Source organism: Hymenobacter norwichensis DSM 15439 (assembly GCF_000420705.1).
GTDB lineage: Bacteria > Bacteroidota > Bacteroidia > Cytophagales > Hymenobacteraceae > Hymenobacter > Hymenobacter norwichensis.
Genome location: NZ_ATVL01000009.1, coordinates 637,469 through 653,325, shown reverse-complemented (window position 1 = coordinate 653,325; position 15,857 = coordinate 637,469). Strand labels below are relative to the sequence as shown.

Annotated in this window: 8 protein-coding genes; 2 read left to right on the top strand and 6 right to left on the bottom strand. The window is 58.9% G+C overall.

Annotation, left to right across the window (positions count from 1 at the left end; genetic code table 11):
* Positions 1-61: 61 nt before the first annotated feature.
* The 6 genes from G536_RS0117680 to G536_RS0117655 form a co-directional block, all read right to left on the bottom strand.
* Positions 62-2,764: a glycoside hydrolase family 2 TIM barrel-domain containing protein gene (locus tag G536_RS0117680; RefSeq protein WP_022824935.1), complete on the bottom strand. Its 2,703-nt coding sequence runs from the start codon at positions 2,762-2,764 to the stop codon at positions 62-64.
* Positions 2,761-5,214: a glycoside hydrolase family 2 TIM barrel-domain containing protein gene (locus G536_RS0117675; protein ID WP_022824934.1), complete on the bottom strand. Its 2,454-nt coding sequence runs from the start codon at positions 5,212-5,214 to the stop codon at positions 2,761-2,763. Before G536_RS0117675 ends, G536_RS0117680 begins: the two co-directional genes overlap by 4 nt.
* A 130-nt stretch (positions 5,215-5,344) precedes the next feature.
* Positions 5,345-6,496 carry an alginate lyase family protein gene (locus G536_RS0117670; RefSeq protein ID WP_169515125.1) on the bottom strand — a complete coding sequence of 384 codons (1,152 nt, stop codon included), beginning with the start codon at positions 6,494-6,496 and terminating at the stop codon, positions 5,345-5,347.
* Between the two features lie 47 nt (positions 6,497-6,543).
* Positions 6,544-7,962, bottom strand: coding sequence for a RagB/SusD family nutrient uptake outer membrane protein (locus G536_RS0117665; RefSeq protein WP_022824932.1), 1,419 nt, complete (start codon positions 7,960-7,962; stop codon positions 6,544-6,546).
* A 137-nt stretch (positions 7,963-8,099) separates the two neighbouring features.
* Positions 8,100-11,168 carry a SusC/RagA family TonB-linked outer membrane protein gene (locus tag G536_RS0117660; RefSeq protein ID WP_033370386.1) on the bottom strand — a complete coding sequence of 1,023 codons (3,069 nt, stop codon included), beginning with the start codon at positions 11,166-11,168 and terminating at the stop codon, positions 8,100-8,102.
* Positions 11,169-11,426: 258 nt separating this feature from the next.
* Complete coding sequence (locus G536_RS0117655) at positions 11,427-14,234, bottom strand: substrate-binding domain-containing protein (RefSeq protein ID WP_022824931.1); 2,808 nt, start codon at positions 14,232-14,234, stop codon at positions 11,427-11,429.
* Positions 14,235-14,512: 278 nt separating this feature from the next.
* Between G536_RS0117655 and G536_RS0117650 the strand changes: the two genes are divergently transcribed.
* Positions 14,513-15,028 carry an FKBP-type peptidyl-prolyl cis-trans isomerase gene (locus G536_RS0117650; protein ID WP_022824930.1) on the top strand — a complete coding sequence of 172 codons (516 nt, stop codon included), beginning with the start codon at positions 14,513-14,515 and terminating at the stop codon, positions 15,026-15,028.
* Positions 15,029-15,159: 131 nt separating this feature from the next.
* Positions 15,160-15,747: a hypothetical protein gene (locus tag G536_RS0117645; protein ID WP_022824929.1), complete on the top strand. Its 588-nt coding sequence runs from the start codon at positions 15,160-15,162 to the stop codon at positions 15,745-15,747.
* The last annotated feature ends 110 nt before the right edge of the window (positions 15,748-15,857 follow it).

Sequence of the window (15,857 nt, the reverse complement as noted above, 5' to 3'; positions counted from 1 at the left end):
GAAATTCAAATCCTTATCAAACAATTGATTAACCCTTGCAATCCTTGTTAGCGGTAGGCACTCAGTACAGCCGTTTCACTTGAATTCCATTAAGAAAGGCGTCGCCGGTTTTGGCTTTAAAATCAACGACAATACCGCGCTGGCCGCGCACTGAAACCGGCACGGTGTATTTTACTGCCTGCAAAGGCGGCAGGGAAGTAGCGGTATCCATCTCCGGCAATTCTTGCTCGTTTACTAGCACCGAAAACGCGCGACTCTGCATGATATCCGTCGTCTTCGTGCTCCCAGCAGCCAGATTATACACCAGTTGCTCACCCTGTGGGGCGGCTTCCAGCTCCGCGAAATGCAGTGTCACTTCGTACTCGCCATCAGGCACATCAAGGCGGAACTGGCTGAGGCCCAGGCGCTGGGTTTCATAAATAGCATCGTAGTCGGTGCCGAGGATGTTGCGGTCGGAGCCGTAAGGCAGCCGGTCGCCAGCCTGTTGGTACACTCGGCCGCCCACGTAGCCCCAGCCGCCGGGCGTGTAGGGTTGCTCGGGCACCCACACTTGGTGTAGCTTGGTATCGGTGAACGTCCGCTCGTCACCGAGGCTCACATTCAGCTCCGTAAAGGGCAGTTGCGCCGAGCGAAGATTGGTAGGCAGCAGCTGAAACTCGATGTCAACTGCGTCTTCCACAGTCACCTTAGTTGCCTGAGCCCGTAGTTGGTTCACACCATTACCAAACGGCACCTGAAAGCGGGCTACCCCAAACACGGCGGGTTGGGTGCCCAAGCTCTTGCCATTGAGGGAAAGCTGCACCGCGGGCTGGTTGGTATACACCTCCATAGGCTGGCGGCAGAACAGCGAGTCGGGATGGGCGGCGGGGCCGGCGCGCAACGTCCAGGCACGGGAGCCAATGCGCAGAAAGGGCGTTTTCAGCAAGTGAGCCTGGTAGAACAGGTAGGCGTCTTTGGGTTGCCGGTCGCCAGTGAGTAGGCTTTTGTTGTTGATATGAGGCGTAGCTTCTTGCCGGGTTTCCGAGTTGAACTCGGCTAGATTCCACACCATACTACCCGCCACAAATGGCCGGTCGAGAATGGCTTTCAGATAGAACTGGTGGTAGCGGTTGGCGTATTCGGTGGTTTTGTCGAAGCGACGCGGCCGGAAACTGTGTAGGCGCACATCGGAGTCGGCCCCGTACTCGGTAACCAGCAGAGGCTTGTCGGGCAGTTCGCGGTGGTGGCGGTCCAGAAAATCCGGAAAACCTTGTAAATCACCGGAATACCAGCCCGCGTATAGGTTCCAACCAATTAACTGTGGAATGCTCAGCAGGCCGGCTTGCTGGTAGAGGGCAAAGTCGCCGTGGTTGACGAGCAGGGTGTAGCGGGCCGGGTCTTCGTGGCGGGTGAGGCTGTCGAGTTGGCGGGCTAGGCGGTTCACCTTGGTCAGATAGGCACGGCCGGGCTCGTTGTCGCGCTTTAGGCCGGGGGGCAGCCGCAGTAGCACCTCGTTCATGTAGGCCCAAATGATAACGCTGGGGTGATTGAAGCCCTGCCGAATCATCTCCGTCTGCATCGTCAGGCAGGTGCTCGTGAAGGCCTCGGAGTCGGTAATAGCATTGACCACCGGAATTTCCACCGACGCCAAGATGCCCAGCCGGTCGCAGGCCGCTAGCATGGCGGGGTCTTGCGGATAGTGGGACACGCGCAGGAAGTTGCCGCCCAACTGCTTGATTAACTGCACATCCTGCTCGTGCAGGGCATCGGGCAGAGCATTACCAAGGCCCGGAAAATCCTGGTGGCGGTTGGTGCCAATGAGCTTAAGCGGCCGGCCGTTCAAAAAGAAGCCCTGCGCGGCATCGAACCGGAACCAGCGCAGCCCCACCGGATTCGTTACCTCATCCAGCACCGTTTGGGCGCCAGCCGCTTCCTGCACAGTGGACACCACGCGGTACAAGTACGGGTCGTCGGGCGACCATAGATGCGGCTGGTTCAGGCGCGGCAACTGCTGCCGAAACGGCCGTTGCTCGCCGGCTGGCAGCGTGAGGCGCGTTTGCTGCCGCGCTAGCAGCTTACCCTGCCGGTCCAGTAGCTGCGACACTACCACCAGTTTCTGCGCCTTGCGTGTCTCGTTGCGCAGCTGGCCCGTTACCACCACCTCGGCAGCGGCCCCCGACACGGTGGGCGTCGTCACGAAAACCCCAGTGGAAGCGTAGTTGTCAAGGTCGAAGTGAATGGGCTGAGCGGCCACCAGGTGCACGTCGCGGTAGAGCCCCCCATAAAAGGTGAAGTCGGCCGTCAGGGGCGGAATGTCGGGGTTGTGACGATTGGTGAGCTTCACTAGCACTTCGGCGGTAGCAGAGCCAGCGCCGTTGAAGGTCAATAACTTACTGATAGGCAACCGGAAAGCCGTGTAGCCCCCCGCGTGCCGGCCGGCGAGTTGACCGTTCACGTACACTTCCGCCTCTTGGTTGGCTCCTTCAAAATAGAGGTATAGGCGGCGGTTTTGCCACTCAGCGGGCACGTGCAGCGTTTTCTTGTACCAGCCCACACCCCGGTAGTAGCCCGGTTCGTCGTCGAGTACGTCGGTGGCGTTCCAGGTGTGCGGAATGGTTACGTTCTCCCAACCGATGGTTGGGGCCACCGCGTCGGCGAATTCCTGACCGGCTGCCTTGGCAAACAGCCAGCTAGTGTTGATGGATTGGGTGATGCGCTGCGCTATTGCGGTGGGTACCAGGAGTACCCACAGGAAAGCAAGGATGATGAGTCTTGCCTTTTTCATAAGGCTAATACTACGGTGGCTAGGCCGGGTGATTGAACGGCCACGGCAGTCTGGCCAGGCTGGGCTTCCAGGCGGATAATAGCCCTGCCATTGTAGGCCTGCACTTTGCGCGAGCCGCTGCTGGTGCCCAGGTCATCGTGGAGCTGGCCGGCGCCGGCTAGTGAGAATTCCACCCAATTGGCGGCATCCAGGCACTGCACGCCTTGGGCGTCGTAGAGCTTTACTTCCACGGTGGTTTGGCCGTTGGTATCAGCTACTTTGCTTAGCGTCAGCTTGGCGGGTTTGCCCCATTTCTGGGTTTGGTAGCGGAAGCTAATATTGTCCTGCACCGTTTGCTTGCCTTGGCGGGCCACCACGCGCACCTGGTTTTCGCCGGCCACGAAAGGCACGTTCCAGTGCAGGCCGGCCGCCGGGAAGTCCTGAGCGTTGCGCTTTTTCACGCCGTAGCTTTTACTGTTCACGAATAGCTCAGCCTCGGCGCAGTTGGAGTATACTTTCACCATTTTCAGCTCACCATCTTCTCCCCAGCGCACCGGCCAGGAATGCCCGTAGAGGTGCACCATGGGGGCGGCAGTCCAGTAGGATTGGAACACGTAGTAGGCTTCTTTGAGTGTGAAGTCGCGCTCCACTACACCCTTTTGGTTCATGTAGGGCACGGGGTTATCGGGGCGCACGGGGGTCGAAAAGTCCTTGAAGGGCCAATAGGCGGTGCCGCTCAGCCAGGGCATGGTTTCCTGCTCTTTGAGGTGCCAATCCACGAGGTTGCAGAGGTAACTTTCGCTCCAGTCGCCATCTTTGGAAACCCGGGCGCTGCCCCCAAACAAGGAGGCGTCGCCGGCCCGCTCGTCGGCGCCTTGGCCAGCGGTTATCTTGGCCAGGGCGTTGTCGGGAGTTTCGGAGTGGCGGCCGGCGTGACTGTCGCCACCCCATTCCACGTGCAGGAAGCGCTTGACGCCAGCAAATTCCTTTTCGGTAACTTCCTTGTAATCGGTGTAGATGCCGCGGTACCAGCCGGCCCAAATAGAGGGCGAATACACGTCCACAATGTCCTTACAGAAGTCGCAGCGACGGATGGCGGTGTAGCGGGAACGGTCCAACTGGTGCGAGAGGTCGTTGAGTTCGGTCATGAAGGCGCGAATCTTCTGCTTGTCGAACTCGGGGAAGTCGCCGGGCCAGTCGTTTTCGTTGCCCAGGCCCCAGATGATGATGCTGGGGTGGTTGTAGTGCTGCTGCACCATGTTGCGGAGCATGCGTTTGGCCTGCGCCTGGTACACCGGCCCACCCAGCCCGCCGCGGCACCACGGAATTTCCTCCCACACCAGTATTCCCAGCGAGTCGCACAGATTCAGCACGATGCGCGACTGTTGGTAGTGCCCGAGCCGGATGAAGTTGACGCCCATACGTTTCATCAGCACCATTTCCTGCCGAATCATGGGTTCGGTCATGGCAGCAGCTACGCCGGCGTGGTCTTCGTGGCGGTGAGTGCCGCGCAGCAGCAGGCGCTGCCCGTTCAGTTTATAGGGGCCGTGCTCCACAAATTCGCTGTGCCGAAAACCCACTTTCTCGCTTTGCTGATACGCCTGCTGCCCGCTGCCCACCGTCAGCTGCACCGTGTAGAGCTGGGGACGGTCCGGCGACCAAAGCCGGGGGTTCTTCACCGCAAATCGGTGCAGCTCCATCTCGCCGGCTTTCACGGCTAGCGTGCTTCGGTGTTGCGCCACCTGCTTGCCCTGCGGGTCGAGCAGACGTATTGACACTGGCGTTTCGGCGTTTAAAATGCTGGTTTCCAGAAAAGTGGCCTTCAGCGTGAGTGAGCCGGTTTTGCCAGCGGCATCCACTGCCACCTGGGCCGCCAACCGCTCCACCGCCACGGCCGGCAGGTATTCCAGGTTCAGGTAGCGGTAGAGGCCACCGTACACGTTGAAGTCCGACAAATCAGAAGGTATCATTTCCAGGTCGCGGGAGTTGTCGCACCGGATGCTGAGCGGGATTCGGCCTTGGAACTGCTTCTGGTAGGCCTCAGTCTGCTGAAACGCGGCTACTGCCTCCGTAATATCCACGGTCCACTCGTCGTAGCCGCCCACGTGGCTACCTACTTTGGTGGTGTTGATGTACACGTCGGTTTTCTGGCCCGCGCCCTCGAAATGCAGGCGGGTGCGGCCGTTGGCGTAGGGGTTTTGCACAGCTAGCTGGGTGCGGTACCAGCCTGGGCCTTGGTAGTAGTTCTGGTCGGGGTCCACGGCGTCGCGGGCATTGAAGCAATGCGGCAGCGTCACGGATTGCCACAGTGGCACGCTCTCGGGGTTGCCCGCTACCACGGGCCGCACCGCCTCCCACACGCCGCCCAGGTCCTGCTGCACAAACTCCCACCCGGCAGTGAGCCGTGTGTGCCGCTGAGCCAGCGCCACATGGGTTAGAATGAGTAGAAGGGCAATTAGCTTTACTTTCATGTAGTTTCTGATACAACAGACACGGACCTCCTCCCCGGCTCCCTCTCCCGTGGACAGAGGAAGCCGGGCGTTAGGAAGGGAGGGCAAACGGGTAGGAGCTAATATTTGCCTTATAATGAGCGCATTGCGCCTATATCTCCCAGGGGGCCGACTTGAAATCGGGATACAGGGCCAGCACCTGGCTGGCGTTCAGCGACGGATACTCCTGCGCGGCGCGCTGGTAGAGCATGAGGGCCGTGGTGTTGGATGTGGGCGTTACGTCGGCGCGGTCCATCTGCTTTTCACGCATCAGATACGGCTGCAACCACTCCACTCCTTTTTGGAGGCTGCGGCCGTCGGCGGTGCGGTACTGCCACAGATCCACCCCGGCTTGACGGGCCAGAACAGCGAGCTGCACCCAGCCTTGCAGGTTCATGGAGGTGTAGTTCCAGGGGCGGGTGCGGGCCAGTTCCAGCGGCTGCGCGCCATCAGGGGCGAATTGCAGGGCCACGCGCGGCAGGGTTTGCTTTTCCAGCGTGGTGCGGGCCAGGGTTTTGTTACCGGTGAACAAGGCAAAATCCACCACTTGCAGGTCGTAGAAGGTGCCGTGGTTGTTTTTGGTGTTACCCTCGGCCACGCCCAGCTTGCTGGTGGTCAGCCAATCGGTGTACTGCGTGAACCAGGTTTTGAGGCCGGTTACCAGCTTTTCATCCACGTTTTTGCTGCCGTTCATCAGCGCCAACGCCTCGGGTATTTCCACCAAGTGGCGGGTCTGGATGATGCCGTAGCTGCGGCCCTCCGTGGTGCCCGGAATCCCCTGCCCGTAGTTTAGGTTGGGGTTCATGCGGGTAGCAGGGTCCAGGAAGAAGCCACGCAGCTGGCGCGCCGCCTGGGTGGCGTATTTCTCGTCACCCGAGAAGTAGTAAGCCAAAGCCAGGGTCTTCACGTCTTTGCAGACGCCAGCCACGGCGGCATCGTCTTTCATAGCCTTGGCCTCCGGATTTACCAGGCCATCCTTCTGGATGTAGGGTTTGCCGTCGGGCTTGCTAGGGTCGGGCCAGAAGTACGGCGCCTGCGACATAAAATCGTGCTTGTCGCCGCTAGGAGGCAGTTTGGTCTTGCTCGTGACGGTGTACAGGTCGTGTTGCAGTGCCTTGTCGGCTTGGCTCAGCACGGCTTTCACTTGCTCCATTTCCGGCGCGCTGCCACGCTTGTAAGCGGCCTTGTAGGCGGCCATGCGGGCGGCGTCCAGCAGCAGGAAAGGTTGCGTTGGGGCGGCTTGTGCTGCCCCGGCCGTAACCAATATTACCCAGAACAGAACTCTACGGAGACTTTTGTTGACAGTACCCATTAAATATGACCGGGATTCTGGGTGAGGTTGGGGTTGAGCAGCAACTCGGGCTGAGGCAACGGGAACAGGTAGTATTTGTCGTCGACTACGCGGGTGGGCGTGCTAGCTTGCACGGCCTGACGCAGGCGCTTGAGGCGCACCAAATCAAACCAGCGGTGGCCTTCCTGGCACAACTCCCAAGCCCGCTCCCGCACCAATAAATCCACAAAAGCATCCTTGGTAGTAGTGCCCGAAAGCGGCGCCAAACCGGCGCGAGTGCGCACCGCGTTGATGCCCTGGCACTTGGTGGCGTCGTTGGCGTTCAAGTTGTTGAGGGCTTCCGACTGCATGAGCAGCACGTCGGCGTAGCGGGTAATCAGGTAGTTGGTGCGCGAATCGTTAACGATTCGCTTGGGGTCTCGGAACTTGTTGAAGTAGTAGCGCGGCAAGGTGGTGGTACCGGCCTGGTTGCTGATGTTCCAAGCGCGGCGCACGTCGGTGGCGGCGAAGGAAGCTACGAAGGCATCTTCCACCGTAAATGTGCCCAGCCCGCTCAATTGCGAAGGCAAAAACTGCCGCACAATGATGCTGCCCGTATTCGGCGGCAAATCGAACTGGATGGAGAAGATGTGCTCGGGGCCGTTTTCCTTGTCTGGGTCGAATACGTCGCCGTACACGGGCAGCAGGCGGTAGGTGTTCGAGGCCATCACCCGGTTGCAGGCAGCTAGGGCATCCTGGTTGTCGGTGGGTTGCACGGCGGCACTACTGGCGCGGGTTAGGTACACCTTGGCCAGCATGGCCGTGGCGGCGCCGCTGGAAACGCGCCCTTTTTCGCCGGCGGCAATCTGGCTTTCCGGAAAGCAATTGGCTTCAGCAAATTTCAAATCATTGATAATCTGCTCGTACACCTGCGCCAGCGGGGCGCGCGGCGGCCGGATGTCATCGGAAGGGCCTTTCACGGTGGCTAGCACCAGCGGCACGTCGCCGAAGCAGCGGGCCATATCGAAGTAGCCCAGCGCCCGCAGAAACCGCGCATTGCCGATGATGTTGTTTTTGCGGGCCTCGTCCATGCTCACGGTCGGCACCTTCTCAACAACGTCGTTGGCCCGGTTGATCATCCGGTAGGTGTTGGTCCACCAGCTGTTGATTTCGGTGTTGGTGGAGGTGTAGGTGAAACGTGAGAGTTGGGCCCGCTCGTCGGTGGCCGAGCCCACTCGAATAAGGTCGGCAGGCAGCTCCGTGATTTGCCAGCCGGTGCGGCCAAAGTAGGTTTGGGGCAGCAAAGCGTTGAACACCCCATTGAGGCCCGCCACCGCGTCACCTTCGCTTTTGTAGAAGTTCTCGGCGGCAATAAAATCGTAAGGCTTTTCTTCCAGAAACTTCTCGCAGGAAGCCAGGCTCAACGAAGCCAAACCCAGTAAGCAGATATATTTTTTCATGGTAGGTACAAGTTGAAGAGGAACCGTCATGCCGAAGCCAGCCGAAGCATCTCGCGGGCTGAGGTTAGGTTAATAATCCGGTGTCAGCACGCGTCATGCTTCGGCTGGCTTCGGCATGACGGTCTGGCAGCTCAACACTAGAAACCCAGCTTCAGGCCGGCAATGAAGGTGCGAGTGCTGGGGAAGGCGTTGTAGTCGGTGTTGAGGCTCAGGTTGTCGGAGCCGAACGAGTTTACCTCCGGGTCGTAGCCGGAGTAGTTGGTCCAAGTAACCAGGTTTTGGGCCGTGATGTACACACTGGCCGACTTCACCACCTTGCTGAATTTGGGCACGGTATAGCCCAGGGTCACGGTTTTGAGGCGCACGAAGCTGCCATCTTCCAGCACGTCGTTCACGATGCCGGTGGAGCGCCGGATCGTGCTGCCGGCCCGTGGAATGTTGGTGTCAGTGTTGGTGGGCGTCCAGCGGTTCACCACGGTTTTCAGCTTGTTGGTACTCGTCAAACCCGATTCCAGCTCGTAGCGGTTCAGGTTCAGCACGTCGGTGCCTTCCACCCCTTGAATGAACACGCTCAAATTGAAACCTCCGTACTTGAAGTTGTTGGTTACGCCGTAGATGAACTGCGGCTGAGCCTGCCCGATGATGGTACGGTCGAGGGCCGTAATGGCGCCGTCGCCGTTCAAGTCGCGGTAGCGCGGGTCGCCGGGACGTACTACGGTGCGGGTACCACTGGCCTGGATTTCTTCAGTTGATTGCCAGATACCGTCGAACTCGTAGCCGTAGAACGAGCCAATCGGCTCCCCTACCCGCAGCACGCTGGTTTGGCCCAGGCCCGAGCCCACAAACAAGCTGGAGCTGGAAGCACCCACGTATCGCTCATACTCGCCGTTGAGGTCTAGCACCTTGTTGCGGTTCAGCGAAACGTTGAGGTTGGTGTTCCAGCCGAATTTTTCGCCGTTGAAGTTGGTGGTGTTCAGCGCAAACTCCACCCCCTTGTTTTGCACGCTGCCCGCGTTCAGGTAGATGTCGTTGTAGCCCGTGGTGCGGGGCGTTGACACGCGCAGCAGCAAGTCGGTGGTTTTCTTGTAATAGGCGTCGGCCGTAACGGAAATGCGGTTTTGCAGGAAGGCCACGTCGATGCCTACGTTGCTGGCCGCCGTGGTTTCCCAGCGCAAGTCGGGGTTCACAATGTTGAGCGGCACCAAGCCTACCAGCCGGTTGCTGCCCGAGGCGTAGGAGCCCACATCGTAGCGCGCCAACGACTGGTAGTTGCTGATTTCCTGGTTGCCGGTTACGCCGTAGCCCACGCGCAGCTTCAGGTCGCTGAAGGCGGTGAGGTTCTTCATAAACGGCTCATCAATAATCCGGTACGCAAAGGCCGCCGACGGGAAATAGCCCCACTTGTTGTTCTTACCGAAGCGCGACGAGCCATCGGCCCGCATCGTAAACGTGAACAGGTACTTCTCGAACAGCCGATAGTTGACGCGCCCGAAGTACGAAGCCAGCGTGTTGGTATAGCGACCCGAGTTGGGCGTCAGGATGTTGGCGCCCAGCGCCAGGTTGTCGGAGCCGAGCGTGTTGGTGAAGAAGTTGTTGGCCGAGGCCGAGAAGTCGTTGCCGTAGAACTGCTGGAAGGTGAGGCCGCCCACCACGTTCAGGGCGTTGTTTTCGTTGATTTTGGTGTCGTAGGTGAGCGTGTTTTCGTTGAGCCAGCTGTAGCGGTTGGTTTCCGAGCGGGAGCCGGAACCGTTGTTGAGGCGGCCCAGGAAGATATCGTTCGGGCGAAACACGTCGGCCTGAATGGTGCGGTAGTCGAGGCCGGCCGTCAGGCGCAACGTCAGGCCTTTGAGTATCTCGTAGTTGCCGGCCACGTTGAACAGCCCGCGCCCGGTGGTGCGGTGGTCTTTGGCTTTTTCGGCGTAGGCCACCGGGTTGCCTACGTCTTCCACGTACGGCAAGGGGGTGTTGGAATAGGTGTACTGCCCAAACTCGTCGCGCACCGGAATGATGGGGCTAATCCGCAGGGCATCAAGCAGAACGCCCCCGTTGCTACCCCCCGAGGAATTCACGAAAGCCCGCTTCTCGAAGGTGCCCGCCACTTGGCTGGAGAGACTGAAACTGAGCTTCTGGCTGATTTTGCGGTCCAGATTCAGGCGCACCGTGCCGCGCTGGAAACCCGAATTCAGGATGATGCCCTGCTGATCAAAGTAGTTGAAGCTGAGGTTGTAGCGCGTGCCTTCGTTGCCGCCGTTGAAACTCAGCTGGTAGTTGCTCATGCGGGCCGGCCGCAAAATCTCATCCTGCCAGTTGGTGCCTTCGCCCAGCGCATCAATCTGCTCCTGGGTATAGGGCAGCGGCAGCGGACTAGTGGAGTTTTCGTTGCCCTGCTCCCGCACGTCGTTGAGGTACTCGGCAAACTCGCGGGCGTTCATTAGCTCGTACTTGTTGCGCACCATTTGCACGCCGGTATAAGCCTCGAAGTTGATGTTGTTGCTGCCAGCTTTGCCTTTTTTGGTGGTGATGAGCACCACGCCATTCGCGCCGCGCGAACCGTAAATGGCTGTGGCCGAAGCGTCCTTGAGAATCTCCACCGACTCGATATCCGAGGGGTTGATGGAGTTCAAGTCCCCCGCGCCGGGGAAACCATCCACTACAAATAGCGGCTCGTTGCCGGTGTTGATGGAGTTGGTGCCCCGGATGCGGATAGACACGTTGCCGCCGGGCTCGGAGTTGGTTTGCGTCACTTGCACGCCGCTCACCCGGCCTTGCAAAATCTGGTCGGCGCGGGCAATAGGTGTTTCGGCCACCTGCTCTGCCGAAATGGAAGCCACGGCCCCGGTTAGGTCGCGCTTGCGCTGGGTGCCGTAGCCGACCACCACCACTTCATCTAGGCCGGTAACCTTCTCTTTCAGCTGCACGCCATCGATTGCAGAGCGGCCGGCAACGCGCACTTCGGTAGGCTCAAACCCAATGAAGGAGAAGATAAGCACGGCGTCGTTGTCGGCGGCGGCTATGGGCAGCGTGAACTTGCCGTTGGGGTCGGTGGACGTGCCGGTGGTAGTGCCTTTGATGATGACCGAAACGCCGGGCAGCGGGCTCTTGTCGGAGGCACTGAGTACGGTGCCCGTTACCGTCCGGGTTTGGGCGTGTGCAGATAGGCTTAGCGCTAATGCGGCAGGCATCAGCAGGTGGGTAAATTTTTGCATAGTGCTCGGAGCTAAGTGGGAAATCAACGGGGGAAATCTTGGCAAGCCTAGCAGGTTGAGGCAGCAGGCATACTCACTAGGAGCGGTGGTTTCTACAAATGTTCACTCCCAATTGCCTTTCCTATTTGCTGGATTCTTTCAAATGCTGTTCAAAAATCATTTTATTGCAACATCTTATTTATCAATAGTATATAAAATAAAAAACGAGCCCAACGGGGGCTCGTTTGCAAATTTGTAACGCGGCTTTCAAGAAATCTTTCAGTTGGGCGGAGCGGTGTGCAGGGCCCGAAACTCGGAGGGCGACACCTGGTAGCGCGCCTTGAAGCTGGTAGAGAAATACGACAGCGAGGAGAAGCCTATTTCGTAGGCCACATCCGTAACGGTAAGGGTATCGTTGAGCAGTAAGTCGCGGGCCTTGGTGAGGCGCACGCTCTGAATGAAATCGGTGACGCCGGTGCCGAGCACGGCCTTCACTTTGCGGTAGAGCTGCATGCGTGAGATGCCCAAACTGCGCGCCACATCTTCTACGCTCAGGTTGGCTTTGGTGAGGTTGGCTTCCACAATGGCCGTGAGTTCAGCAATGAATTTCTGGTCGGCGCTGCTGGCGGGCGTGGTGTCCGGGGCCACCGAAAGTTGCCGCCGAAAATGCTCGCGCTGGCGGCTGCGGTTGGCCAGCAAGGTGCGTAGGCTTTCCAGCAGAAAAGTCGGGTTGAAGGGTTTAGTTAGGTAGAGGTCGGCGCCGGCTTGCACGCCTTCCACCTGCTGCTCGGGCGCGTTGCGAGCCGTGAGCAGCACCACCGGAATGTGCGAGGTGCGCCAGTCGTCTTTGAGTTGGGCCACTACTTCCAGCCCGGTCAGGCCCGGCATCATCACGTCGCACACAATCAGGTCCGGAATCAGCTCGGTGGCCAAGCGGAAGCCGGTGTGGCCGTCGGTGGCAGTTTCCACCCGGAAATCCGAGCGGAGCTTGCGGGCCAGAAAGTCGTTGACCTCGGGGTTGTCTTCAATCACCAGCACTAACAGCTCAGTGTCGGGGCTGGGCTGCGGGGTTGTATCCGGGAAAGAGCCTTTGATGGTTTCCAGCTCGTCGAGGGCAAAATGCACCGGCGCGGCCTCGGCGTGGGTGCGCAGGGCCTCTGGCAGCTCGCGGGGCAACTCTACCGTGAACGTAGCGCCCTGGCCGGGCACGCTGCTGAACGTGAGCTGGCCCTGATGCAGCCGCACCAAGCCTTGCGCCAGCGCCAGCCCCATGCCCGAGCCCTTGCCAGCCGCCTGCTGGTTGCCTTGGTAAAACCACTCGAACACATGCGCCCGGTCGTGCTCCGAGATGCCCGGTCCGGTATCGGCCACACTCACGCGCAGGTGCTGGCCGTCAGGACTGGCCTGGAGGCTGACGGTGATGCGGCCCTTATCCGGCGTGAATTTCAGGGCGTTGCTGAGCAGGTTGAAAAACACCTTGTCCAAGATGTTGCCATCAAACCAAGCCGTTATAACCGGCTCGGCCACTTGAAACAGCACCCGGATGCCCCGCTGCCGAGCCGGCTTCTCGAACAGGTCCACAATGTCCTGCACGAAGTCCACCACGTTGCCTTCGGTGGCGCGCACCGTCATCTTGCCGACTTCTATCTTGCGGAAGTCAAGCAATTGATTTACTAACTGCAAGAGCCGCTGGGTGTTGCGCCGCACCAGTTGCACGTCTTGGCGCTGGGGTGCCGTGAGGTTGGCACTGCCCGCCAGCAGTTCTTCCACCGGACCCATAATCAGGGTGAGCGGGGTGCGCAATTCGTGCGAGAAATTGGTGAAGAAGCGCAGCTTGGCCTCGGTATCAGCGCGCGACTGAGCCGACAGCTCTTCCAATTGGTTGCGCTGGAAGCTGATTTCCTCGTTTTTGCTCACGAGTTGCCGGTTGATTTTCTCGTTTTCGGCGTTCTGCAAGGCCAACTGGTGGTTGATCTGGCGGTTTTTGCGGGCCGAGCGCCACGCCACAGCTCCTAGTACTATAGCGCCGAGCAGCGTGGCCAGCAGGCCGTTGAGCACCGTTTGCTGGCTGGCATAAGTGGCGCGCAACGTTTGCAGCAGCCCGCGCTGCAACTCAATGTCGTTTTGCTGAGCCAATATTTTCTCGTGCTGCTGCATCATGGTCAGCACGTTGGTCGAGTCGATAACGATGGTACTGAGCTTGTTTTCGCGCTTGTAGGGCTGCTTATGCAGGATTTTCAGAGCCAGCCGGATGGCGTCTTCCCCGGCCGGCGAGTACAGCAACGAGGCCGTGAGTACCCGCTGCTGCACCAGTTCCAGCACCACCCCATCCACCCCGATGATGCGCACTTGCTTGCTACGGCCCAGTTCCCGGAGCACCTCCCGGGCGGCGCGGCCCATGTTGTCGTTGTGGGCAAAAATCAAGGACACCTCGGGGTGCGCCTGCAAGGCCAGCCGCAAAGGCCGCTTCAGAGTGGTGGCGTTCCAGTACCCGGTCACCTGAGCGGCGAGACGCATGTTGGGGAAGGCCGTCAGGCCCTGCGTGAAGCCCTGGTGCCGGCCCGCCGTAGCCGACGAACCCGGCGCGCCCAGCAGTTCCAGCACGCTGCCTTGCTCGTGGAGCAACCGAGCTGCGTAGGTGGCCGCTGCCTGCCCCACTTCTAGGTTGTCGCCGCCCACGTAGGCGGTGTAATCCTGGGAGGTGATGCGTCTATCGAGCAGTACCACTGGGATGCCGCGGCGGTAGGCTTCTTGCACGGCGGGCGTTACAGGGCCGGCCTCGTACGGCGACACAATCAGCAAATCGAGGCCGCCGCGCAGCAGCTCCCGAATCTGTTGCTGCTGGCGCTGGCTGTTGTCTTGAGCATCGAGCATGCGCAACTGCACTTCGGGGTGAAAGCTCAGTTCCCGCTCCATACCCGCCAGTACCGCCTGCCGCCACGAGCCGGTGGTGCTGCACTGCGAGAAACCGATGCGGTATTTAGGCTTTTCGGGAGTTGTGCAGCTTTGCAGTAGCCACAGTACGGCCAGCAGCCAGAGCGGCCATTGACTATATAACCTAAGGATGTTACCAGAAAACGTTTGCACAGTGCGAGAGTGAGAAAGCCTATCTACCTATTAAAGGTAAAACATTGCGGCATGCAGTGCACAGCAAACTTGGCGGCAGCCTAGCCCGGCTCAACAATACCGCCCGGCAGATTTGGCGGTGAAGTTCCATTTAGAGCCCTCGGCCACTTTCTCAAAACCCATTTGCTTTGGTTTCAGTATCACTCGGGAAGGGGCTGGAATTACAAGCCAATTCCGTAACTAGCCGCCCTAACCCTATTTTCCAATCCACACCGGGACTTCCCCGTCCTCCCCGCAGTATGGCTCAAATCAGCGAAAACAAAGTCGTCACCATCACCTACGACCTGAGCGTGACCGACGAAAACCAAGAAAAAGTGCTCGTAGAATCGGCCGAAGCGGATGCTCCTATGGTGTTCCTGTTTGGGCAGAGCGGCTTGCCCGAGGAGTTTGAGCGCCAGCTCGACGGCAAACAAGCCGGCGACTCGTTCACTTTCTCGCTCACGCCCGAGCAGGCCTACGGCGAGTACGACGACCAAGCCGTAGTGGACATTCCGAAGAACGTATTTGAAGTGGATGGCCAAATCGACCAGGAAATGCTGCAAGTAGGCAACTTCCTGCCCATGGCCGACAACCAGGGCCACCACATGCAAGGCAAAGTGGTGGAAATCGGTCCCGACAGCGTGAAAATGGACTTCAACCACCCCTTGGCTGGCATGGTGATGCACTTCGACGGTAAAGTAGCCGAGGTGCGCGAAGCTACCCAAGAGGAAATGGACCACGGCCACGTGCACGGTGAAGGCGGCCACGACCACTAAAAATTACGTGCTTGACCAAGTGGAAAAGCGGAGCTTCACGGCTCCGCTTTTTTGTTGCCCCGTATCATTGCTTACTTAACCAAGCCCATAAACAGCGCTTAGTCTTTTCGTTACCGGCTACTAACTCAACAATGGTCAAGCAACTCCACCTCATGCTGGATGGTCCTGGCATAGCTATTTTCGACCCGCACCTTCTGGCTGATTTCCTTGCGCAGCAAGGCATTGCAACGGCAAACTTATTCCAACTATTCCAGCGTGATACCACTATAGGCGACGCTGTTATTCAACAGGGACTTGTCTTACCGATATACACCATCCCTCCCCTAGACTACCAAATCATCCTCAATGACTCGGGCAGCAGTATTGTTCGCACTGATTGGGTACGGCTTACCACGACTCCCTTCCCGTTGGTAGTAGGGTGTCATAATAAACTAGTAGTGGCTGATATCTATTCACTTATGGAATGGGATGCAGCTTTTTACCAACAAATGCCATTAAATGAAACGCTAGCTCCACAAGTTGCTGCTACAGTTGCCGCAGGAAACTATGCCGTAACTATCAAAGGGTTTGCAGAGCGTGCGTATGCAGGGCGCGGCCCAACCAATATAGGATATGAGCTATTGCTTAATTCGGTGGCTTCGCTACCTTCTATAATGGCGGAGCAGGATGTAGAATCCTTCGATTTTGTGTTATGGCAACCAGGTCAAGCCAAAGCATAAGCAGTGCCATAAAAAAGGGCCGCACAGCCCTTTTTTATGGCACTGCTGTTCCGCCCCGAAGCAGTAATTGCAACGGATTTCAACGCTACTGTTCAGGTTGTAGTTGGTAG

What these genes read in the sequence shown, in the direction of transcription:
- G536_RS0117680 (WP_022824935.1), bottom strand. Translation starts at nt 2,764, where the DNA reads ATGAAAAAGGCAAGACTCATCATCCTTGCTTTCCTGTGGGTACTCCTG.
- G536_RS0117675 (WP_022824934.1), bottom strand. Translation starts at nt 5,214, where the DNA reads ATGAAAGTAAAGCTAATTGCCCTTCTACTCATTCTAACCCATGTGGCG.
- G536_RS0117665 (WP_022824932.1), bottom strand. Translation starts at nt 7,962, where the DNA reads ATGAAAAAATATATCTGCTTACTGGGTTTGGCTTCGTTGAGCCTGGCT.
- G536_RS0117660 (WP_033370386.1), bottom strand. Translation starts at nt 11,168, where the DNA reads ATGCAAAAATTTACCCACCTGCTGATGCCTGCCGCATTAGCGCTAAGC.
- G536_RS0117650 (WP_022824930.1), top strand. Translation starts at nt 14,513, where the DNA reads ATGGCTCAAATCAGCGAAAACAAAGTCGTCACCATCACCTACGACCTG.
- G536_RS0117645 (WP_022824929.1), top strand. Translation starts at nt 15,160, where the DNA reads ATGGTCAAGCAACTCCACCTCATGCTGGATGGTCCTGGCATAGCTATT.